The 21,761-nt window shown below is 66.3% G+C and carries 17 protein-coding genes; 3 read left to right on the top strand and 14 right to left on the bottom strand.

Annotation, left to right across the window (positions count from 1 at the left end):
- Positions 1 to 20: 20 nt before the first annotated feature.
- The 14 genes from FB478_RS16560 to FB478_RS16505 all read right to left on the bottom strand — a co-directional run bounded on the left by FB478_RS16560 (position 21) and on the right by FB478_RS16505 (position 16,833).
- A complete protein-coding gene (locus tag FB478_RS16560) occupies positions 21 to 1,427 on the bottom strand; it encodes an amino acid permease (RefSeq protein ID WP_018769850.1) in 1,407 nt (468 codons plus the stop codon).
- A 275-nt stretch (positions 1,428 to 1,702) separates the two neighbouring features.
- Positions 1,703 to 2,596, bottom strand: coding sequence for an ABC transporter permease (locus tag FB478_RS16555; RefSeq protein WP_186447824.1), 894 nt, complete (start codon positions 2,594 to 2,596; stop codon positions 1,703 to 1,705).
- The gene (locus tag FB478_RS16550; RefSeq protein ID WP_144601142.1) at positions 2,596 to 3,519 is read right to left on the bottom strand and encodes an ABC transporter ATP-binding protein; all 924 of its coding nucleotides are present in this window, start codon (positions 3,517 to 3,519) and stop codon (positions 2,596 to 2,598) included. The genes FB478_RS16555 and FB478_RS16550 overlap by 1 nt, the downstream gene beginning before the upstream one ends.
- Before the next feature lie 149 nt (positions 3,520 to 3,668).
- A complete protein-coding gene (locus tag FB478_RS16545) occupies positions 3,669 to 5,165 on the bottom strand; it encodes a bifunctional phosphatase PAP2/diacylglycerol kinase family protein (RefSeq protein WP_134164858.1) in 1,497 nt (498 codons plus the stop codon).
- Between the two features lie 21 nt (positions 5,166 to 5,186).
- Positions 5,187 to 6,416, bottom strand: coding sequence for an MFS transporter (locus tag FB478_RS16540; RefSeq protein WP_134164857.1), 1,230 nt, complete (start codon positions 6,414 to 6,416; stop codon positions 5,187 to 5,189).
- On the bottom strand, positions 6,413 to 7,186 hold the full coding sequence (locus FB478_RS16535) for a DeoR/GlpR family DNA-binding transcription regulator (protein WP_018769855.1): 774 nt from the start codon (positions 7,184 to 7,186) through the stop codon (positions 6,413 to 6,415). Before FB478_RS16535 ends, FB478_RS16540 begins: the two co-directional genes overlap by 4 nt.
- Before the next feature lie 52 nt (positions 7,187 to 7,238).
- Positions 7,239 to 8,921 carry an ABC-F family ATP-binding cassette domain-containing protein gene (locus tag FB478_RS16530; RefSeq protein WP_144601141.1) on the bottom strand — a complete coding sequence of 561 codons (1,683 nt, stop codon included), beginning with the start codon at positions 8,919 to 8,921 and terminating at the stop codon, positions 7,239 to 7,241.
- A gap of 43 nt (positions 8,922 to 8,964) precedes the next feature.
- Positions 8,965 to 10,953 (bottom strand): penicillin-binding transpeptidase domain-containing protein, encoded by a 1,989-nt coding sequence (locus FB478_RS16525; protein WP_144601140.1) that lies wholly within the window; start codon positions 10,951 to 10,953, stop codon positions 8,965 to 8,967.
- A gap of 66 nt (positions 10,954 to 11,019) precedes the next feature.
- Positions 11,020 to 12,462, bottom strand: coding sequence for an NAD(P)/FAD-dependent oxidoreductase (locus FB478_RS16520; protein WP_018769858.1), 1,443 nt, complete (start codon positions 12,460 to 12,462; stop codon positions 11,020 to 11,022).
- On the bottom strand, positions 12,455 to 13,909 hold the full coding sequence (locus tag FB478_RS16515; protein WP_056392345.1) for a glycosyltransferase family 87 protein: 1,455 nt from the start codon (positions 13,907 to 13,909) through the stop codon (positions 12,455 to 12,457). The genes FB478_RS16520 and FB478_RS16515 overlap by 8 nt, the downstream gene beginning before the upstream one ends.
- Before the next feature lie 50 nt (positions 13,910 to 13,959).
- Positions 13,960 to 14,091: a hypothetical protein gene (locus FB478_RS21410; protein WP_261377430.1), complete on the bottom strand. Its 132-nt coding sequence runs from the start codon at positions 14,089 to 14,091 to the stop codon at positions 13,960 to 13,962.
- Positions 14,092 to 14,453: 362 nt separating this feature from the next.
- On the bottom strand, positions 14,454 to 14,588 hold the full coding sequence (locus tag FB478_RS21405; RefSeq protein WP_018769862.1) for a hypothetical protein: 135 nt from the start codon (positions 14,586 to 14,588) through the stop codon (positions 14,454 to 14,456).
- Positions 14,589 to 14,743: 155 nt separating this feature from the next.
- Positions 14,744 to 15,328, bottom strand: a complete 585-nt coding sequence (locus FB478_RS16510; RefSeq protein WP_018769863.1) for a histidine phosphatase family protein — start codon at positions 15,326 to 15,328, stop codon at positions 14,744 to 14,746.
- Positions 15,325 to 16,833, bottom strand: a complete 1,509-nt coding sequence (locus FB478_RS16505; RefSeq protein WP_144601139.1) for a CCA tRNA nucleotidyltransferase — start codon at positions 16,831 to 16,833, stop codon at positions 15,325 to 15,327. The genes FB478_RS16510 and FB478_RS16505 overlap by 4 nt, the downstream gene beginning before the upstream one ends.
- A 207-nt stretch (positions 16,834 to 17,040) precedes the next feature.
- On the opposite strand from FB478_RS16505, the gene FB478_RS16500 reads away from it, so the two are divergent.
- From FB478_RS16500 to FB478_RS16490, 3 genes are all read left to right on the top strand, one after another.
- Positions 17,041 to 17,541: an NUDIX hydrolase gene (locus tag FB478_RS16500; protein WP_018769865.1), complete on the top strand. Its 501-nt coding sequence runs from the start codon at positions 17,041 to 17,043 to the stop codon at positions 17,539 to 17,541.
- 60 nt (positions 17,542 to 17,601) lie between these two features.
- The gene (gene murJ / locus FB478_RS16495) at positions 17,602 to 19,743 is read left to right on the top strand and encodes a murein biosynthesis integral membrane protein MurJ (RefSeq protein ID WP_144601138.1); all 2,142 of its coding nucleotides are present in this window, start codon (positions 17,602 to 17,604) and stop codon (positions 19,741 to 19,743) included.
- A gap of 162 nt (positions 19,744 to 19,905) precedes the next feature.
- Positions 19,906 to 21,555, top strand: coding sequence for a discoidin domain-containing protein (locus FB478_RS16490; RefSeq protein WP_144601137.1), 1,650 nt, complete (start codon positions 19,906 to 19,908; stop codon positions 21,553 to 21,555).
- Positions 21,556 to 21,761 lie beyond the last annotated feature (206 nt).

Here is a 21,761-nt window from a genome sequence, read left to right as displayed (position 1 = left end):
TCCCGAGTCTAGTGCCGCGCCTACTCGACAGGTGCCGGCGCAGCCTCGGTTGCCACGTCCGGCTGGCCCGCGGCGGCCACGCCCTTCCGCCGGTAGCGCAGCACGCCCACCGCCACCACAACGGCTGCCAGTGCAATCGAAAGCAGCAGGGACTCCCGGGTGGACTCCACGATCACCATGCCGATCAGCAGGGCCACGATGCTGATGATCGCTGCCCACGTGAGGTAGGGGAAAAGCCACATCTTCAGCTGCAGGTCCTTTGCTGCGGCTCCCATGCGCTTGCGGAGGACCAGCTGCGAGGCGGAGATGACCAGCCAGACGAACAATGCGATGGCTCCGGAGGTGTTGACCAGGAAGAGGAACACCGTGTCCGGGGCAATGTAGTTCAGGCCCACCGTGACGAAGCCGACCACGGTGGAGGCGAGGACCGCGGCAGCGGGTACGCCGCGGCGGGAGATGCGGGTCCATGCCCGCGGTGCGTCACCGCGGGTGGAGAGTGAGAACAGCATGCGGCTGGCGGTGTAGAGGCCGGAGTTCAGGCAGGACAGCACAGAGGTCAGCACCACCACGTCCATGATGGTTCCGGCGCCCGGGATGCCGAACAGTTCGATGACCGCTACGTAGGGGCTCTTGGCCACCGAGGCCGAGTTCCACGGAAGCAGGGTGACCACCACGGCGATGGAGCCGATGTAGAAGACCAGGATGCGCCATACGGTGGACTTCACGGCCTTCTTCACGGCATCCACGGGGTTTTCTGATTCGCCGGCGGCGATGGTGGCGATTTCGGCGCCGAAGAAGGAGAAGACCACCACGAGGATTCCGGCCAGGACAGCGCCCGGACCGTTGGGCATGAAGCCGCCGTTGTTGATCAGGTTGCTCAGGCCGGGGGCTGGGACACCGGGGATGAGCCCCAGGATGGCGGCGGCACCGAAGACCAGGAAGAGGACGATCGCCGCCACCTTGATGGACGCGAACCAGAACTCGAACTCGCCGTAGGACTTCACCGAGCCGAGGTTGGTGAGCGTCAGCAGCACCATGAGGACAAGGGCCCAGACCCACTGGTCAATGCCCGGCACCCACCGGTGCATGATGGCTGCGCCTGCAGTGGCCTCGATGCCCAGGACGATGATCCAGAACCACGCGTAGAGCCAGCCGATGCTGAACCCTGCCCAACGGCCCAGTGCCTTGTCCGCATAGGTCGAGAATGAGCCCGTTTCCGGGTTTGCCGCGGCCATCTCCCCCAGCATGCGCATGACCAGGATGACCACCAGGCCCGCGGCAGCATAGGCGACGAGGATACCCGGGCCGGCCTGCTGGATGGCGGCACCCGAGCCGACAAAGAGGCCTGCACCAATGACGCCGGCGATGGCGATCATGGACAGGTGCCTGGGTTTCAGGGACTTTGAGAGTTGCTGGTCAGCATGCATGGAAGCGCCGTCCTGTTGGGAAAATAGCATGGGTTGAGCGACGTGCCTTGGTGGACCACCGGGGGACCGTGTGATGCACCACATCGTCGTTTCACCCTAGGTCGGCCATTATGCACCTTGCTTTGTGCACTCCAACAGACCTGGTTGCTCTCAACAGGACGTGCCTCCAAGCAGGAACCACCACGGGCAAAGAAAGTTTCCCGCCATGCACTTTTGTAATGTGCCGGAAACCACGCGCCGTCCCTCTCGCCGGGGGCGTCAGCAGTGGTTGGCCGCTAAACGTCCCGCCGCTTCAACAGGACTGCCGCGAGCAGGACGGGGACGATGACCCAGGCGCCAAGGACCAGTGCCGCCTGCCAGGCTTCCAGGGTGTCCGGAACATGCTGGGCCGCCGTCAGCGGATCAACGGTATTGCCGGGCAGGTACTTGCGGGCCTCCTTGAAGAAGTCCCCGGGAATGAGCTGGAAGGCGATGGGTGCCACGAAGAAGATGCCCACCAGGCTCATGATGCCGCCGGCGGAATTCCTGATGAGAGTGCCCAGGGCCATGCCGATGGCGGCGACGGCGGCCACATAGATGCTGTTGACCAGAAGGAGCTTCACCGACTGGGAACTGCCAAGGTCGAGCGTGAGGCCATAGTTGTCCAGGATGGGCACGGCCACCAGTCCTGCCACCCAGGTGGAGACGGCGGTAACCACGAATGACGTCACCATGACCACCACGAGCTTTGCAGCGAATGCGGGAAGCCGCCTGGGCACGGCCGCGAAGGTGGACCGGGCCATCCCGGTGGTGAATTCCGAGCTCATCAGGAGCACACCAAGGGACCCCAGGATCAGCTGGGCGAAGGCGATGCCGGAGGTGGGCACGCTGACGGCAAGATCGCCGCCCTGCGATGCCATCCGCGCCGCGGCCTGCGGATCCCTTGTGGCCGCGTCGGCGAACTGGCCCGTCCCCCACGCGGACAGCGCGCCGAACCCGACCATGACCACCGCCGTGGAAGCGAGCAGGATCAGCGTGGAAAGGAGGCTGCGGAACTTGATGACTTCCGAGTTGAGCACCCGGAAGAACGTGGGGCCGGGCAGGGCCCGTCCACCGGCACGGGGGCTGCGGCCACCGGCGGAGGATGCGGGGTCAGGCGAAGACGTGGGTTCGGTGGTGGTTACGCTCATTACTTGCTTACCTCCGCGGCGGGCAGGGAGTGGTATTCGACGTCGTCCTTGGTCAGTTCCATGTACGCCTCCTCGAGGCTGGCGACGAGCGGCGTCAGTTCGTAGACCATGACGTGGTTTTCCAGGGCGGCCGCCGCGATGGTCCTGGGCTCCAGGCCCGTTACTTCGAGCAGTTCCCGCTCCGGGACGTCGATGGACGCGCCCCGTCCGGCGAGCAGCTGGTAGAGACGGTCGGGTTCGTCGGTACGCACCCGGACCCGTGCCTGCCCCTTGCCGGTGATGATGTCACGGATGGGTGCGTCGGCAATCACGCGGCCGCGCCCAATGACGATCAGGTGGTCGGCGGTCTGGGCCATCTCGCTCATCAGGTGGCTGGAAAGGAAAACCGTGCGTCCCTGCCCTGCGAGGTAGCGGACCAGGTTCCGCACCCAGACCACACCTTCCGGGTCCAGGCCGTTGACGGGTTCATCCAGGATGAGGGTCTGCGGGTCCCCCAGCAAGGCTGCCGCTATGCCCAGCCGCTGGCCCATCCCCAGGGAGAAGCCGCCGGCCTTCTTGCGTGCCACGGCCTCCAGCCCCGTCATTTCAATCACCTCGTGCACCCGGGATTTGGGGATGCTGTGCGTGGCCGCCATGGCCAGCAGGTGGTTGTAGGCACTGCGGCTGGTGTGGACCGCCTTGGCATCGAGAAGGGCACCCACTTCGCGCAGGGGTGCCTTGTGCCGGACGTACGGCAGGCCGTTCACGGTGACCGAGCCCGACGTCGGCCGGTCCAGTCCCATGATCATCCGCATGGTGGTGGATTTTCCTGCCCCGTTGGGGCCCAGGAAGCCGGTCACTTGCCCTGCCCTGACGGTAAAGCTGACGCCGGCCACGGCGGTTTTGGCGCCGTAGACCTTGGTCAGCCCGTTTGTCTCGATCATGAAGAATCCTTTGCACGGCAGCGCGCGGCTGCAGACGACTTTCGGTGGGTGTTCATGCCTTACGCTACCGATGCCCGGGCAGCTTTTTCCCGGAATCAGGGTTGATTCAGGGGAGAATCAGGGTAGTTACTTCCCCCACGTCCACGTGGTCAGCGGCGCGGGGAGTAATACGTCAGCGCCTTCGGCTGGATCCGGTATGCGACGCTGCGCACGCCGGCCAGCGCTTCGCCATCCACCGCCAGCGCCATGGGTGCGCCTCCGGCGTCGATCCTTACCTCTGTGGCCTCCCGCAGGTGGGTGATGCGGGAGCTTGCCACTGTTCCCGTCAGCACGGACCACAGCAGCCGCAGCCGGGCAAAGGATTCGTCAGCCGTGATCATCCGGACGTCCAGCACGCCGTCATCCATCACCGGCCGGAACAAGGGCGCATGGTCCCGGGGGTAATAACGCCCCCTGCCCAGATAGGCAATCCACACCTTGCGCACAACGCCGTCCACGGACAGGGTGGTTGGGGTGCCTGCCGCAAAGGTCCTGAACATGGCCACCACCCCTGCCAGCGGCTTCCCGAGCGCCGGTTGCAGGTGTTCCCGGCGGCGGACAAAGTTCGGATAAAGGCCGACGCTGGAGGTGTTCAGCATGACCATTTCGGAGACCTCCGGGCTTCCCGCCAGGCCCCGTTCCGCCGTCACCACCCCGATGTCCGCCAGGGCCGCTTCACCTTTGCTGGCCGCATCCACCGCATCCTTCAGGCTCCCCGTCCCCGCGTCGCGCGCAAAGTGGTTCAGGGTGCCGCCGGGCAGGACCAGCAGGGGAATCGAACGTGCGACGGCGGCGGCGGCAGCTGCGCCGACCGTTCCGTCACCGCCCCACACGCCCAGGGCGCGGGTGCCAGGGAAGTCGGCGGTGGCGGCGATCCGTTGCACCAGGTCCTCGTCCGGCTGCACGGTGTTTATATGCGCTTTGGGAAATACTTCCTTAAGTGCTGACGCCGTCTCCTCCTTGAAGGATCCGCCCAAGGTGTTGACCACAATGCTCAGACCCTCGCCGCCCGGCAACTCAGGCGCACTGGTCCATGCCCTGGTCGTCTGCGGAATCGGCGGACGAACCGGCCACCAATGGCGGGTCACCAGCGCAGCACCGGCACCAAGGGCCGAACCGAAGAGGACGTCCGACGGCCAGTGGGCGCCGGTGTGAACCCGCGAATAGGCGACTCCCACGGCTGCGGGAGCCAGGGCAGCACCTACGGCCGGGCGGACCAAGCCTGCCCCGACTGCGAACGCTATCGCAGACGCCGAATGCCCCGATGGCATGGAGGAACTGGTGGGCTGTGGATGCACGAAGCGGAATACCGGAAGATGTTCGGGGAGCGGGCGGGTCCGGGGGAGCAGCGTCTTGAACACCACGTTGGTCACGGCGGAGGCCACCCCTTGGGCGATCAGCCCATGCAGAGCTGCCCTCCGCGTCTTGCCGGGAAACAACGCCAGGACGGCCGCCGCTCCCATCCAGAGCTTTCCGTGGTTGGCCGAGGCGGAAAGCCGGCGGAAGAACACATCGTGGTTGCCGCCGGGCAGGTTGGATACATGCTTGAGAAGGTATCTATCGAGGCGGCTGATCCAGCTTCTCCCCCGCGGCCTGGCGCTTTGCATGTGATCACCCTAACCCAATGTCTAGTCCCGCTTGGCGGCTTCCTGCCCGGCGGCTTCCTCGACCGCGTTAAGGGGCCTCGCGGCACCGGCAAGAAGCAGCGCCACCAGGATGGGTGCCATGATGGCCAGCAGCGCGGTGTGGATACCGGTGAGGTCACCGAGGTAGCCCAGCAGCGGTGGTCCAGCAAGGAATGATATATACCCCAAAGTGGATACAACGGAAACGCGTGCGGCTGAGTGCCGTGGGTCATCGGACGCAGCGGACATGCCCATGGGGAAAGCCAGGGCGGCGCCGACGCCCCACAGGGCTGCACCGATGCCGGCCAGCCAGATATTGGGCGCCAGCACAAAAAGGCCCAGGCCCGCGGCCGCTGCGGCCATGCTGGCCCGCAGGACTGCCACCCGTCCGTATGCGTCAATGACTCGGCCGCCCAGGAACCGCATGGCGGTCATGGCCAGGACGAAGAGGGCGAACATGAGGGCGCCGGTGGATTCGGAGGCCGCGAGCCCGTCCACTGAGGCCTTGGCGATCCAGTCGTTGCCCGCTCCCTCGGTGAGGGTGGCGCCCAGGACCACGACGCCGATGAGCAGTGTCCTGCTGTCCCGCCACGCGGACGGTCCCTTGGCGGGTTTCGGCTCCCCCTCCACGGGGGCGGTGGAGATGTGGGGAAGGAAGTAGCGTGGCACGGTCAATGCCACCAGCACCACCACGGCTGCAATCGCCATGAGATGCAGCGGCAGGTCCACACCCAGGGTGGAAAGCCCTGCACCCACCAGGGCGCCAACGAATGCGCCGCCGCTGAAGGCCGCGTGGAACTGGGGCATGATGGTGCGACGGAGCTTGTGCTCCACGTCGGCCCCTTCGATGTTCTGTGCCACATCCCAAAGACCAATGCCAATGCCAAAGAAGAACAGCGAAACCGCTGTTCCGGGAATGGACGTGGCCGAAAGCGACAGGGCGATTCCCACACCTGCGGCCGCCGCCAGCAAGCCCGCAAAGCGGACCGTGTTGGCGGTGCCAATCCTGCCGACCACCAGGCCGGCGGTGGGAAGTGCCAGCAGTGAGCCTACGGCCGTGCACAGCAGCAGCGTGCCCATTTGCCCCGACGTGATGTGCAGCGTCTGCGTAACGGCAGGGATCCTGGCCGCCCAGCTTGCGAACACGAGTCCGTTGATCCCGAAGACCACGAACGTGGCTGCGGCGGCGGCTCTCAAGCCTGCCTGCTGTTCCTTACCTGTACTGGAGCTCATACGTACACTACTTCCACAGAGTATTTTTTAAGGTCGGCATGGTCCTGGGCGCTGAATTGCCGGTCCGTCACGATGACATCCACTTTTTCCAGGCCGGCGACGAGCACCCGGGCGCTGGCCTGCCACTTTCCCGCGGAGGCGGCCACCACCACTCGTGCCGCAGCTTCCAGGCCGGCCTTCTTCACCGCGGCATCGTCGAGGTCGTGGGCCAGCAGGCCGTCGCGGAAGTCCACTGCGCAGGGCGTGACCACCGCGGTGTCAAAACGCAGGGACCTGATGTTGGACTCGGCCAGCGGTCCGCGGAAACAGAGTTCACCGGGCACCACGCTTCCACCCGGCAGCAGCAGGGCGGGGCGGGAGCCTGCGGCACCGTCACCGCCTGCAGCCGCATTGAGGGCCTGCAGGGACATGGGCATCAGGGTCACCTGCCGGCCGGCCGCTGCCCGCGCCACTTCGGTTGCCGTGCTGCCGCTGTCCAGCCAGACGTGTTCGCCGTCGGCCAGCAGGCCGGCCACGGCAGCTGCGATGCGCTTCTTGGCATCCCGGTCCTCCAGCTCCCGCTGTCCGTAGCCCGGGTTGCGGCCGTGGCCTATCAGGCTCCTGGCGCCGCCGTGGACCCTGCGGAGCACACCGTGGCCGGCCAGTACTTCAAGGTCCCGGCGGATGGTTGCGCCAGAGGCGGCGCAGGCCTGCATCAGGTCCTCGACGCTCACCTCCGGCTGCCGCCGGAGGATTTCGGCAATGGTCCTGTGCCGCTCGTCCGTTTTCATGAGCAAATGATATCAACTCATGATCATTTGCTCATGTGGTGGCCGGGACAGCTCAGCGGCTGCGCGCCACCCTCTGTTCGTCCCACACCGGCTCCGCCGACTCGTACACCTTCCCGTCGGAGCCGAATACCAGGAACCGGTCGAAGGTCCGGGCAAACCAGCGGTCGTGGGTGACCGCCAGGACAGTTCCCTCGAAGTGGTCAATGGCCCGCTCCAGCGCTTCAGCGGAGTGCAGGTCCAGGTTGTCCGTGGGCTCGTCCAGCAGAAGCAGGGTGGCACCACTGAGCTGAAGCAGGAGGATCTGGAACCGCGCCTGCTGGCCGCCGGAGAGTGACTCATACTTCTGTTCCGACTGTCCCGCCAGGCCGTAGCCGTCCAGGGCACCCGCGGCGGCCTCCCGGCCCAGCCCGGAACGGTGTTCATCGCCGCGGTGCAGGATTTCCAGCAGGGTCTTTCCCAGCAGGTCGGGACGGACATGGGTCTGGGCAAAGAATCCCGGCCGGATCCTGGCACCGAGCTTGACGGTGCCTTCGTGCGGTACCTCGGCGATGTCAACATCGGACACGGGCAGGTGTTCGCGTTCCGGGTCAGTCCCGCCAGTGGCCAGCAGCCGCAGGAAGTGCGACTTGCCGGAACCATTGGAGCCCAGCACGCCCACGCGGTCGCCGAACCACACTTCCGTGGAAAAGGGCTTCATGAGCCCGGTGAGTTCCAGCTTCTCCGCCACGATGGCGCGCTTGGCGGTCCGTCCGCCTTTGAGCCTCATTTGCACGTTCTGCTCGATGGGCAGCGCCTCGGGCGGCCCCACTTCAAGGAACTTTGCCAGCCGGGTCTGGGCGGCATGGTAGCGGTTGGCCATGTCGGAGCGGAACGCGGCCTTGTTCTTGTACATGTTGACGAGTTCCTTGAGCTTGATGTGCTCCTCGTCCCAGCGCTTGCGCAATTCCTCGAACCGGGCGTTCCGGTCCGCCCGGGCCTCCACGTACGATTCGAATCCGCCCCCGTGGATCCACGCGGCGGCCCCGTTGATCCCCGGCTCAAGGGTGACAATGCGCCCGGCGGCGTTGTTCAGCAGCTCGCGGTCGTGGCTGATGAAGAAGACGGTTTTCCTGGAGTCATTGAGCTTCTCCTCGAGCCAGCGCTTGCCCGGCACGTCAAGGTAGTTGTCCGGCTCGTCCAAAAGGAGGAGATCGTCCGGGCCGGCGAACAGTGCTTCCAGCACCAGGCGCTTCTGCTCGCCGCCGGAAAGGGTCGACGCCGGGCGGTGCTGTGCGCGGTCAAAGGGCAGTCCCAGCGCGGCCATGCAGACCTCGTCCCAGACGGTCTCGACGTCGTAGCCGCCGGCGTCCCCCCAGTCCACGATGGCCTGGGCGTACCGCATCTGGGTGGGCTCGTCGTCGTCCTCCATCATGGCCAGCTCGGCGTCATCCACCTCGCGGGCAGCGGCTGCCAGGGCCGGGGGAGCGGCGGACACCAGGAGGTCCCGGACAGTGGAGCCGTCCCGCACCTGCCCCACGAACTGGCGCATGATGCCCATGTTTCCGGACCGCCCAATGACGCCCTCGTCCGGGATCAGGTCTCCGGCGATGATCCGGAACAGCGTGGTCTTCCCAGTGCCGTTGGGCCCGATGAGGGCGGTCTTGGTGCCGTCAGGGACCTTGAAGGTCACTCCGTTCAGGAGCTGGGTGCCGTCGGAGAGGAAGTAGTCGATGCCGGAAACGTCAATATGGGCCACACCGTCAATCCTCCCACGCCGGTCCCTTGCCTGGCGGGGTCCCCTAGCCGGCGGCGGTGAGGAACTGCTTCAGCAGCGGGCCGGAGGTGGTGGCGCCCAGGCCGCCGTCCTCCACGAAGACGGCTACGGCCAGGTCCCCGTGGACGGCCACGATCCAGGCGTGCGTCTTTAGCGGAGTCTCGGTGCCGAATTCGGCGGTTCCGGTCTTCGCCCCTACCGGTGCCCCGGGGACGCTGGACAGGAACCCTGCGTGGCCGGACGTGACGACGGCGCGCATCATGTCTGCCAGCGACGCCGCCTCCGCAGCCGTGATCGGCTTGTCCGAGGCGGTGGAGGGTGCCTCGGCAGCGGCGGTTGCGGACCGGTCGGCCGCGGGGGCAGTGGAACCTGCCGTTGTTCCGGCAGCGGGCGCACCGGCGTCGGGGTTGAGGACCAGCTGCGCGGCGACGGGGGCGCCCTTGGCCACGGAGCCGGCCATGATTGCTGCGGCCAACGGGGAGAGCAATACCTTGCCCTGGCCAATCATGGACGCTGCGTGTTCGGTGCCCTGCGCCTGCCCTGGAACGGAGCCCAGGAAGGCTTCGGCGCCAAGTTTCGGCGCCTCCACCGCCACTCCCATGGACGTGGCAGCGGCTTCAAGCTGGCCCTGCGACACAGAGTCACGCTGGGAGATGAAGGCAGTGTTGCAGGAGTGGGCAAAGGCGTCCCGCAGGGTCACCGCGCCCAAAGAGGTCTCGGGGTAGCCTTCCGAGTTTTTGAAGGTCCGCCCGTCCACCGTGAGCGTGGGGGTGCACTGGATGGTGGAGTCGGGCGTCATCCCGTTCCGGAACATGGCCAGGGAATCCACCATCTTGAAGATCGATCCCGGGGCGTACTGTCCCAGCATTGCCGTATTATAGCCGTTGCTGCCGGGCCCGGAAGCCGCTGCCAGCACGGCTCCGGTGGAGGGTCGGAGGGCCACGATGGCTGACGCCGGACCCACCGGCTCCAGGATGCCCTCAGCCAGCGTCTGCAGCCGCGGATCGAGGGTGGTCTTCAGCGGCGTCCCGGGCTTGGGCTCCACCTGGAAGAGGACGCGGCGGGGGTCGGTGCCGGCGGATTGGATCTGTTCGCGCGTGAGGTCGGCCCGTTGCGCGCGGATGACGACGGCGTCCGATCCGCGGAGCTGCTCGTCATACTGCTGCTGGAGCCCTCCGATGCCCGTGACGTCCCCGGGGGCCAGGGCGCCATCGGACGCCTCGATTTGTTCCGCCGTCGCTTCCCCTACCGACCCGAGCACGGCCCGGGCAAACGTCCTGCTCGGGGCCAGGGGGATGGATGCCGGGATGCCGCGGGCGCCGGGAATGGCCTGGATCTGTGCATCGGTGATGGTCCGGCCCTCTTCGCGGAGGGTGATGGCGGAAACAAAGGCCTGGGCACCTGCTGCCTTGACCTGCTGCACGTAGGCGGCAGGGTCCACTCCCACCAGGGCAGCCAGTTTGCCGGCGGAATCGGCGGGGTCTGCGCTGCCCAACTGGGGCTTGTCGATGCCCACATTCACCACGGGGCGGTAGGTCACCAGCGGGACGTCTCCGGCGCCCAGGATGTCTGCGCGCTGGGGGGTCTGGGATCCTTTGGTCACGATTTCGCTGTCCCCGAGGCCCGGTGCCAGGATGGCCGGATCCCAGACGGTGAGCCATTTATCGCCGGACTTCCTGAAGTTCGCTGCGATGGTGTACTTCCATTCCGCGTCGCCGAACTTCCAGGTGTAGTTCAGGGGTGCGGAGGCCTTGTCCCCGTCCAGCGTGAGTCCGCCTGCCTGGACCTCGGGCTTTTGCGGGTCCAGGGCCGCGAAGACCTGGTGCAGCTGGTCGTTCGCTGCGGCGGCGTCCTTGCCGTCGAAAGCCACGGACCCTACATCGAGCGCCGAGACTGCGCCGGCCAGCTGCCGTGCCGCGGCTTCGGCGCCGGACTTTCCGTCATCGCAGGCCACCAGCGAGGTTCCGATAATGAGCGCAGTTATGGCAAGCGAAAGTTTTGTTGTTTTCCCCATCGCGCCATTATCCCCCGGGCCGGCTGACATCAGCGCCACGCGTGTTCAGTCCCGGGTCATGGAGCGTTATGAGAGCCCCAGGTCCGGCACCGGCAGTTTGAAGACGTCCTTCAGGGCGGACGTTGCGGCATGCAGCCCGGGCATGCCCGTCACCCCGGGACCCGGCGGTGTCGACGACGAACACAGGTAGACGCCCAGCAGCGGCGTCCGCCACGGGATGGGGGACACCACCGGCTTCTGGACCAGACCCCGGACGTCCATAATGCCGGCGCTGAAATCGCCCCCAATGTAGTTCCGGTTGTATTCAGCCAACTCCGCTGCGGTGATGACGTGTGATTCCACCACAAGATCGCGGAATCCCGGGGCGAACCGTTCCAGCTGCGCGGCAACCTGGCTGGTCATGTCCTTCGTCGAGCCGGAGGGAACATGGCAGTACGTCCACAGTGTGTGCCGGCCTGCAGGGGCGCGGCCTGCGTCGAAGCGGGACGGCTGGGCCACGAGCACATATGGCCGTTCAGGATGGCGTCCGGCACTGACTTCGTTTTCCGAGCGTGCCAGCTCGGCCCGCGTGCCGCCCACGTGCACGGTGCCGGCGTCGGAAAGTCCGCTGGCCTGCCACGGCACCGGCCCGGACAGGATGAAGTCCACCTTGCACGAGCCATTGCCGTAACGGAAGCGTTCCAGGGCCCGCCGGTAATGTCCGGGAAGTGATTCCCCTGCCATGTCCAGCAACCCTCGGGGTGCCACGTCCAGCAGCGTGGCGCGGGTGGCAGGAAGCTGTTCCAACCGGTCAATCGGGGTTCCGGTGTGGATGACTCCTCCGTGGGCGCGGATGTCGTCCGCGAGGGCTGCCGCGATGGATGCGGAACCGCCGCGGGGGATGGGCCATCCCACGGCGTGTCCCAGGGCACCAAGCATCAGCCCGGCTCCGGAGGCGGCGAGGGAGGGCAGGTGGGAGATGGCATGGGCGGCCACACCGCTGAGGAGGGCCGGCGCCAGTTCCTCCCGGAACCGAAGGTTCCACAGCCCGGTCCCTTGTTCCAGGGTCCGCAGGCCGTAGACGCCGGCCACCAGGGGGTTCCGGGGGATCCGGAGGAGTTGGTTTTGGGTGAAGTCCATGACGTCGTCAATGTGGCGGACCAGTGGCTCCATGAGCCGGCGGTACGCGGGTCCGTCCCGGCCCAGTCCTTCAACGGTCCTGTCCATCGATTGATAGGCCAGGGCTGCCCGGCCACCTTCCAGCGGGGAACCGAAGGACACGTCCGGGGTGATGAGGTCCACCCTTCGGGGCAACTCGAAAGCGCGGAAGAAAGGGGACGCCACAGCCATTGGGTGCACGGCGGAGCAGACATCATGGAAGTGCCCGGGCTGCATCAACTCCGTAGTCCGGGTTCCGCCGCCAATCGTCGCTGCGGCCTCGAAGACCTCCACTGACAGGCCGGCCCGCGCCATCACCGCGGCCGCGGAGAGTCCGTTGGGGCCGGACCCTACTACTGCCACATCAGGCACGGGACCCCGCCTTCGCCGCGCGGAATGAAGCCGGCAGCTTGAGCCGGATCCGGTCCGGCGCGTTGGAGAAGGGGCCGCCGTGGGGGTCGTCCAGGTGGTGGCGGCGGATGGGATCATAGGCGGGATCGTAAATATCCCAGACGACGCGTGCCATGAGATAGGCCACCGCGGCCATATGCGCGGCCACCGCCAGGACGTAGTAGGGCATGTCCAGGTTGTGCTGGGAGGAACCTGCGCTGGTCACCTGTCCAAGGTACATCCATATCGCAGCCCAATGCAGGGCTTCGATGCCCTGCCAGACCAGGAAGTCGCGCCACCGCGGCCGCGCCAGGGCCAGCAGCGGAATGAGCCACACCACGTATTGGGGCGAATACACCTTGCTGCTAAGGATGAAGGCCGCCACGATCAGGAAGGCGAGCTGCGCCATGCGGGGACGGCGGGGGGCCGTCAACGCAACAGCGGCAATGCCTGCACAGGCCACGGCAAAGAACCCGGTGGAAAACATGCTGACGGCACCGGCGCCAAGCCCGGACCAGCCCAGCCTGTCCGCCACCAGGTTGTAGGCAAACCAGGCTGAGCTGTACCCGGCGCCCCGCTCAGCGCTGTACTGGAAGAAGAAGGCCCACCCGGAAGGGTTGGCAGCCGCGAACGGCAGGTTCACTGCCAGCCAGGTGGCGGCCGCGCTGCCGCCGGCCACCAGCAGCGGGCGCCATCTTCCCGTGCGTACTGCAAGCAGCAGGATGGCGCCCAGCACCAGCAGCGGATACAGCTTGGTGGCCGTGGCGAGGCCAATCATGACCCCTGCGGGTACAAGCCGTTGCCGGGCAAAGAAGTACATCCCCAGGGCAAGCAGGCATGCGGCCCAAAGGTCCCAGTTGATGGTTCCGGCCAGCACGATCCCCGGGGCCACCGCCACCATGGCCGCATCCCACGGACGGCGGCCGGGCATGCGTGCTGTCACCAGCACGGTGGCCATGGCCACCGCCGCCAGCAGCACCGCGTTGATGTCAAAGTAGGCCAGGGCGCGGGCACCGGCCTCTCCGCCGGGTACCAGCCAGGCCGTCACACCCGCGATCAGCCCAAGGAGCACCGGGTATTCGAACTGGCTGCCGCTGCCCAGGATGGGAAAGATTCCCGCGGCCATGCCGCGGTTGCGGAACAATTCGGGGAAATCCGAGTAACACGTGGCATAGAACTGCGTGGGCGTCTCCCAGCCGTTGGCCCTGCAATAGCCCTTCAGCAGGACCCCCACCAGGGCTGCCAGGGCCGTGAGGACAATGAGCACCCGTTCCACCGAGTAGATACCGGGGGAGACCACGCCGGGATCTGTCCTGGATCCCAGCGGGCCGCCGATCACCTCGGTGAAATTCCGCAGCAGGGCATCGCTGCGGCTGGGCACTACGATTCGGGGCCGTCGTCCACTGTCCGGCGACTGGGTCTCGTGCATGGCTTCGAGCTTACAGCCGGCCCCCTCCCGGGGGTTTGGGGGCCGGCCCGTCAGCGCAGGCCACCTATTTGCTGGTGCATGAGCACGAAAACGTCGTTCCGGTGCTGCTCCAGCAGGGCGCTGTTAAAGGAACTGCGGCGCTGCAGGGGCCGGGACAGGAGTCCCATGATTTTTTGCATCAAGGGAGCCACCTCCTTTCTTCGGTTATAAGGCACAAAAGTGCATGGCGAATTAGCACCCCTTTTCAGTGCGCAAAAGCGCGGAAATTTGGGCGCAAGGAATTCACCGAGGGAATTAGTGGAATTGCCCAGGAGCGCAGTGGCAGCGCGGACTACCGGGAGCCGGGAGTGAACCGCAATGCCGGTGGGAGAGCTGTGGCAAATGCGGGACTATGCGGCTGCGAAGGGGAGGCCTGGGCAGCAGCAGTTCCCGGAAGTCAGCGGAGAAGCACGGTGGTCCGGCCTGGACGGCCCGTCTTCGACATGGAGTCCCGCCTGGGCCTTGACGGTACTGGCACCGTGGCCCGCGGCCAGGTGGCTGGCGCCTAGCGGCGTCGCAGCAGGCCCGGGAGGTCCGCCGGCCGGCGGTAACCCGAGTTGACCGAAGCCACGCGCACAGGATCAGCAAAGGCCGGGAACGCATTGATGGAGGCATTCCATTCGCCAGTCAAAGTCATCATTATCCCAACCTCCTTTTCTACTGTCCGCTGCGTGGATTGCAATGCGGTCTTTGACCCCGGCAGATTGCCGTGGGGTCAGGAATAAAGGTACCCCAGGAATTCGCGGAAGACCAGCAATTTCCGGAGAAAAGAAGAAAACTTTTGAATAGGGGTATTTAGAGGCCCCAGCGGACAATGGCGGGGGTCTTCTTGTCCCATCCAAGCGTGCAGACCTTCGCCGTGCCCAGGATGAAATGCCGGCCTTCCGTGGGCGGCAATTCCAGCCAGCGCGCGGTGAGGATCCGGGAGAAGTGCCCGTGCGCCACGATCAGCACATTGTCCATCCCGGATTCCAGGATCCGGCCGATGATTTTGTCCGCCCTGGCGGCAACCTCGTCGAGTGTCTCCCCGTTGGGCACGCCGTGGGTCCAGATCAGGTAGTCGGGGTTGTCCTTGCGGATCAGGTCCGAACTGATGCCCTCGTAGTCGCCATAGTTCCATTCGACCGCGAGCGGTTCATGCCGGGCATCGGGGAAGCCGGCGAGTTCGGCTGTCCGCCGTGCCCGCCGCAGCGGGGACGTGAGCACCAGGTCGAAGTCGACGCCGTCCAGCACCTTGCGGGCCTCCACGGCCTGCTGCTCGCCTTCCACCGTGAGGGGGAGGTCGGTGAGGCCGGTGTACTGCCCGCTCTTTGACCATTCGGTTTCGCCGTGGCGGAGGATCCAGAGCTGGGGGCGCGGGGCAAAGGCGGGGTTGGTCACTTGGACTCCTCAACGGGTGAAGGTTCGACGGCGGCGGAAGAGACTCCAGGGCCGGGTCCGGCAGGTGCTGATTCAGGCTGTTCGGCCCACCACCGGAGCAGGCGCGCCTCAGCTTCCGCGGTAGGCAGTGGTCCGTGTTCCATCCGTTCATTCAGGAGGAACTTGTAGGCGCGGCCCACCACAGGCCCCGGTTTGAGTCCCAGCACGGCCATGATCCTGGCCCCGTCCAGGTCCGGGCGCACTGCGTCCAGGGACTCCTGTTCCCGGAGTGCGTCGATGCGGGCTTCGAGGTCGTCGTAGGCGAAGGCCAGGCGCTCGGCCTTGCGCTGGTTCCGGGTGGTGACGTCGGAGCGGGTCAGGCGGTGCAGGCGCTCCAGCAGCGGACCAGCATCGGTCACGTACCGGCGGACGGCCGAGTCGCTCCACCCGGCGTCGCCGTAGCCGTAGAAGCGCATGTGGAGCTCCACCAGGCGTGCCACGGCCTTGATGGTGTCATTGTCGAACCGCAGCGCCTTCATCCTCTTGGAGGTGAGCTTGGCACCCACCATGTCGTGGTGCCGGAAGCTCACCGCGCCGCCCGGTTCGAAGCGGCGCGTAGCCGGCTTCCCGACGTCGTGCATCAATGCAGCGAAGCGCAGCACGAAGTCCGGTCCGGGCACCGGACCCTCCGCGTCGGTTTCGAGCTCGGCTGCCTGCTCCAGGACCTGGAGCGAGTGCTGGTAGACGTCCTTATGCCGGTGGTGCTCGTCGGATTCGAGGCGGAGGGCGGAAACCTCGGGCAGTACATGCTCGGCCAGCCCGGTTTCCACCAGGAGGTCGATTCCCGTCCGTGGCCGGGCACCGCAAATCAGCTTGACCAGTTCATCCCGCACGCGCTCGGCGGAGATGATTTTGATCCGTTCCGCCATGCCTGTCATTGCGTCCCGCACGTCATCGTGGACCGAGACGCCCAGCTGCGCGGCGAACCTGGCGGCCCGCATCATCCGCAGGGGGTCGTCGGAGAAGGACGCTTCCGGCGCGCCGGGGGTGGCCAGCACGGAGGCGTGGAGGTCGCGGACGCCGCCGAAGGGGTCCACCAGCTCCATGGAGGGCAGCTTCAACGCCATGGCGTTGATGGTGAAGTCGCGGCGCAGCAGGTCATCAGTCAGCGAGGAACCGAACGCCACCACGGGCTTGCGAGAATCGGGATCGTACGCCTCGGCCCGGTACGTGGTGATCTCAATCTGGAAGCCGGCCTTGCGCATGCCAATGGTGCCGAAGGCGCGCCCGATTTCCCAGAAGTTGTCCGCCCACTTTTTGATCAGGGCCACGGTCTGGTCCGGCGTGGCGTCGGTGGTGAAGTCAAGGTCGGGGGAGGTCCGCCCAAGGAACAGGTCACGCACCGGACCGCCCACCAGGGACAGCTCGTGGCCGGCGTCCACGAAGCGCCGGCCGAGCTCCAGGACCACCGGGTCCACCTTGAAGTCGACAGTGTGGGAATCAATCTTGTGATGTGCGTGCGACATAGTTCCTTAAGCTTGGCAGAAACCAGCGCCGCGGCAGTCCAAAAAGCGTCACGATCCGGGCCAATTGACCTTCGCCGCCGGAAAGTGCGTCATATCCTGTCCATGTTGGTGTCATGTTCCGGTCATCACGGAAGGGCAACAGTCGTTAGAGTGGACTCCATGGCCCATCCAGTACCGAGCGCTCCAGGCAGGAGGACGAACGCACCATTGCCGTCGGCAATCGGGGCGCACGTTGCCCCTGCCCAGCAATCGGCACCGGCGTCGCTGCCTACGGTCGAGGAAGTCTCGGCCGGCGGTGTCGTGGTGGATACGTCCGACGCCGGGTTGAGGGTTGCGATCATCGCCCGCCTTAATAGGGGTGGCCGCCTCGAGTGGTGCCTGCCCAAGGGCCATCCGGAGGGCAAGGAAAACAACGAAGAGGCCGCGGTCCGTGAGATTGCCGAGGAAACCGGCATCGAGGGCACCATCCTGGCGCCGCTTGGCAGCATCGACTACTGGTTCACCGTCAGCGGCCACCGGGTCCACAAGACCGTGCACCACTACCTCCTGCGGGCCACCGGCGGCGAACTCACCATCGAGAACGATCCCGACCAGGAAGCCGTGGACGTGGCGTGGGTCCCCATCCAGGAACTTGCCCGGAAGCTGTCATTCCCCAACGAACGCCGCATCGCCGACCTCGCCCGTGACGTCCTGCCAGGACACCTCTAAGCCCGGACGCCGCCGTCGCCATTGCGGTGTTAAGTGCCGGTGGGTGAGACGATGAAGTCGATGTCAGCTACCAACTTTCCTTCCGACCGGTCCGGCCGGCCCGATGACGCGGCACCCGACGGCGTGCCCCCGGAGCCGGCCGCTCCGGACCTGGCCCAGCCCGTGGCCGCTGGCCCCAGCGAAACCCGTTCCAGCGCCATCATGGCCGCCGGAACGCTGGTTTCGCGTTTCCTGGGCTTCGGCAAGACCTGGATGCTCGGTACCGCCTTGGGCCTGGGCTCAACGGTCAATGACACGTTCATCAACGCCAACAACCTGCCCAACCTGATCTTCCTCCTGGTGGCCGGCGGCGTGTTCAACGCGGTCCTGGTCCCGCAGATCATCAAGGCCAGCAAGGCTCCGGACAGGGGAGCGGACTACATCAGCCGGCTGCTGACGCTGGCTGTCCTGCTCCTGTTCGGCCTGACGGCCCTGGTCACCCTGGCAGCTCCCGGCGTGATCGAACTGACCACCCAGGGCTATTCACCCCAGCAAAAGGCCCTGGCGGTCACCTTCGCGTTCTGGTGCCTGCCGCAGATCTTCTTCTACGGCCTTTACGCCCTGCTCACCCAGGTCCTGAACGCCAACGGCGCCTTTGGCCCTGCCATGTGGGCGCCCATCATGAACAACCTGGTGGCCATCGCCGGCCTGGGCATGTTCATCTGGATTTTCGGCAGCAACGAGGTCAACCCGCACAACCTGGACAACTGGGGATCAACGCAAACGCTCCTGGTGGCAGGATTCTCCACCATCGGCGTGCTGTCCCAGACAGCCATCCTGCTGGTCCCGGTCTTCCGGCTGAAGCTCGGCCTCCGGCCACGGTTTGGCTGGCGCGGCGTGGGGCTGGGCCACGCAGCCAGGCTGAGCGTATGGACGCTCCTGACGGCCGCCGTCGGGCAGCTCGCCTTCCTGTACGTCATGCGCATCGCCACCATTCCCGGCGCCGAACGCATCCGCCTGCAGCAGGCGGGGGACCCGTCGGCATACACCCTGCCCGGCAACGCGGTCCTTGAAGTGGCCAGCCAGCTGTACCTGCTGCCGCACTCGATCATTGCCCTGTCGCTGGCCACCGTGCTCTTCAACCGGATGACGCGGGCATCGCAGGACGGCAACCGGGCTGAACTGCGCGATGCCCTCTCCCACGGCCTGCGGACCATGGCCGTGGCCACTGTGTTCGGGGCGCTGGCACTGTTTGCCCTGGCCGGTCCGCTGGGCATGTTCTTCTCCGGCGGACTGCGGCAGGACGGCGTCATGCTGGCCCAGACGCTCACCATCCTGGCCCTCAGCACTCCGTTCATGAGTGCCAACTTCATGATGTCCCGCGTGTTCTACGCCAACGAGGACGCCCGCACGCCGTTCTATGTCCAGCTGCTGCTCGCCGTGGTGTACGTGGCGGGGGCGTTTGCCATCCAGTTCCTGCCGGTGGGCCAGATCATCTACGCCATTGCCGTCCTCTACATGGTGGGCAACATCCTCTCGGTGGTCATCAGCGCGTTCTTCCTGCGGCGCATGCTGGGCCACCTCGACGGCCCACGGATCGCCAACTCCTACATCCGCATGGGGTACGCGGCCCTCGGTTCGGCAATCGCCGGTGCGGGCGCCCTGTGGCTCATGGGCAGCTACAATCCGGACGGTTTCGCATGGCAGAACCGGATCACTGCCCTGGTCACCGTCATTGTGGTGGGACCCGTCATGCTGGTGGTGTACTTCGTCCTTCTCAAGCTGTTCCGGGTCTCAGAGCTCACCGACATGCTCCGGCCCCTGCTGGGCAGGTTTGGCCGCGGCAGCCAGGCCCCTGCTCCGGATGCCGGGGACGCGCCGTCGTCCCCTCCCGCTGAAGCTGTGGACGGGGAGCGCGGTCACCGCCCGGAGCGGGCCACCACGTCCGTTGATACCGGCCTTATCCCCCGTATCTCCGGTGAATTCGACGCCGTCTCCTTCCGTGCCGGCCCGGACCCGCAGCGTGGGACGCACCGTCCGCAGATGTACGACGGCGGCACGGCCCAGGGTGCCGAGGACGCCTACCTGCCGGGGGAGGACCAGCCCGGCACCGCCCGCGGCGGCCTGCTCAGGGAACAGATCCCGCTTCCCGGCCGCCGCACCTACCAGGGGAAGCCCGGCGAGAACCCGTATTTCAAGACCAGGCGCAAGCGGAAAAAGTAAATTCCGTCCGGTCTGGCGCACGTCTTCTCCGCAGCCGTTTGGGGCGGATCGGCTAGGATCGAACAGGTACAGGGGTAGTTGCATTACGGGTTTGCCGTGCGCGGCACCCGAACGGCGGTTGCGTCATCAGACCGGCAATCCCGGACAGTCTAGGAGGAACACGTGTCCAACCCGATCGACGTCGGATCAGTACTGGGCGGCCGCTACAAGGTCACCGCCACAGTGTTGGCCTCGCACGACCACGATCTGGTGCTGGACGGTGTGGACCAGGTCCTCAACCGCCCGGTCAGCATCCTGGTTGCCGGCCCGGAGAACACCGAACAGGTTGCGCAGAGCGCCCGCGAAGTCGCCACCGGCGAACGTCCCGGCACCGTTCAGGTCCTGGACCTTGGCGTCACCGAGGACGCCACCTACCTCATCACCAACCACACATCCGCCGCCGACCTGCTGGACTTGGTGGTTGCGCCCAATCCGCCGTACGTGGAGCCATTCTTCACGGACACGCTGGGCAGTGAAATCTTCGGCCAGCCGCGGTCGCACGAGCCGGAGCCGTACGACGAGGAAGACCACGTCGACGCCGGATACATCAACTACGCCGATTCGCACCCCAGCCAGGTTGATCCATACCGTTCAGCGCCGGCCGTACCGCCCAGGCCGTCCGTTCGTCCCGCTGCCCAGCAGCCCGCCGCACCAGTGCGCGCTGCCGGGGCCGCTCCGGGCGCTGGTGCGGCCGCAGCGGCTGCTGCTGCAGCGGCCGGTGGGGCTGCAGGTGCTGCTTCGAACAAGGGAAACGGGTCCTCCCGGACGGATCCGGATGCCACTGCAGCGCAGCCGGTGGCAACCAATGCCCAGTCCCCGTCCGGACGCGCCAGCGCTGCGGAGGCGGACACAGGACCCAACGATACCGCTGCCGCAAGCACCCTACGGCAGCAGGTCCAGCCAACCGCTGAGGACCGGACGCCCAAGGTTTCCCTGTGGTCCGACGACGACTATGCGCAGTCAGGGGATCAGGACCACTACGAGGAAACCCACGAATCCCCGCAGGAATCGCATCCAGTCAAGGGGAAGGCAGCCCTCTTTGCACGTGCGGCTGCGCCCGCTGCCGCCGGCGTCGCCTTCGCGGACCGTGCCGAGGATGACGACGACGATCGTGATGAGTCCGAAAACCAGCCCCGATCCATGCGCTGGCTGGTGGGCGGGCTCCTGGCCGTTGTGCTGATCGCCGGCCTGATCTTCGCCGTGACCAACCTGGGCAGCCTCTTTACGCCGGGGCCTCAGGCCAAGCCGACAGCTGGCCCCGCAACCACCAACTCCCAGGCATCAGCGCCTGCTACTCAGGCAGCACCGTCGGCGCCGCCCGCCGTTCCGCCGGCCATCGAGAGCGTCAGCCGGCAGGGGAACTTCGACTTCGCCGCCACCTTCGATGGCGATCTGGTCAAGGCCTACGACGGCAATGCCGCCAGCTACTGGTCCGATATGGAATTCGCCACGGAAAACTGGGGTGGCCTGGCCCCGCAGGGCGTCCCCCTCGTTGTGAAGCTGAAGAGCGCTGCCACTGTCTCCTCCATCACGCTCTCCCAGCTCGGGGGATCGGGGGGCAACATCACGGTCTACACCAATGACCGGCCCACCATGGACGGAGCCAAGGCAGTAGGAACCAACAGCTTCACGTCCACAGACCTGAACATGCCCCTTCCGGAACCGGTGCAGGCACAGTACGTGATTGTCTCCATCAATTCCCTTCCCAAGCTGGCGGCTCCCAAGACCCGCTACGGCTACGGTCTCCGGCTGGCTGAAATCAAGGTCCAGTAGGCGTCTTTCCGCCTACGGGTGTTACCGGCGCTGTTACTGCCGCCCACCGGCACCCGCAGCGGGAATGTAGTCTGGAAAGAGCGCCCTGCGACGGCTGGTCCTCTGACTTCCCCGATGGTTCACCTTGCCCGGGCGCTGGAATATTCAGCACGCGGGCACAGTTGTGCCATGTGGCCGGCCTCCACGGGGAGGCGAGTCGAACAAGG

Origin of the sequence: Arthrobacter sp. AG367 (assembly GCF_007828995.1) — a bacterium.
Lineage (GTDB): Bacteria > Actinomycetota > Actinomycetes > Actinomycetales > Micrococcaceae > Arthrobacter.
This window is presented reverse-complemented; position numbering and strand designations above follow the sequence as displayed.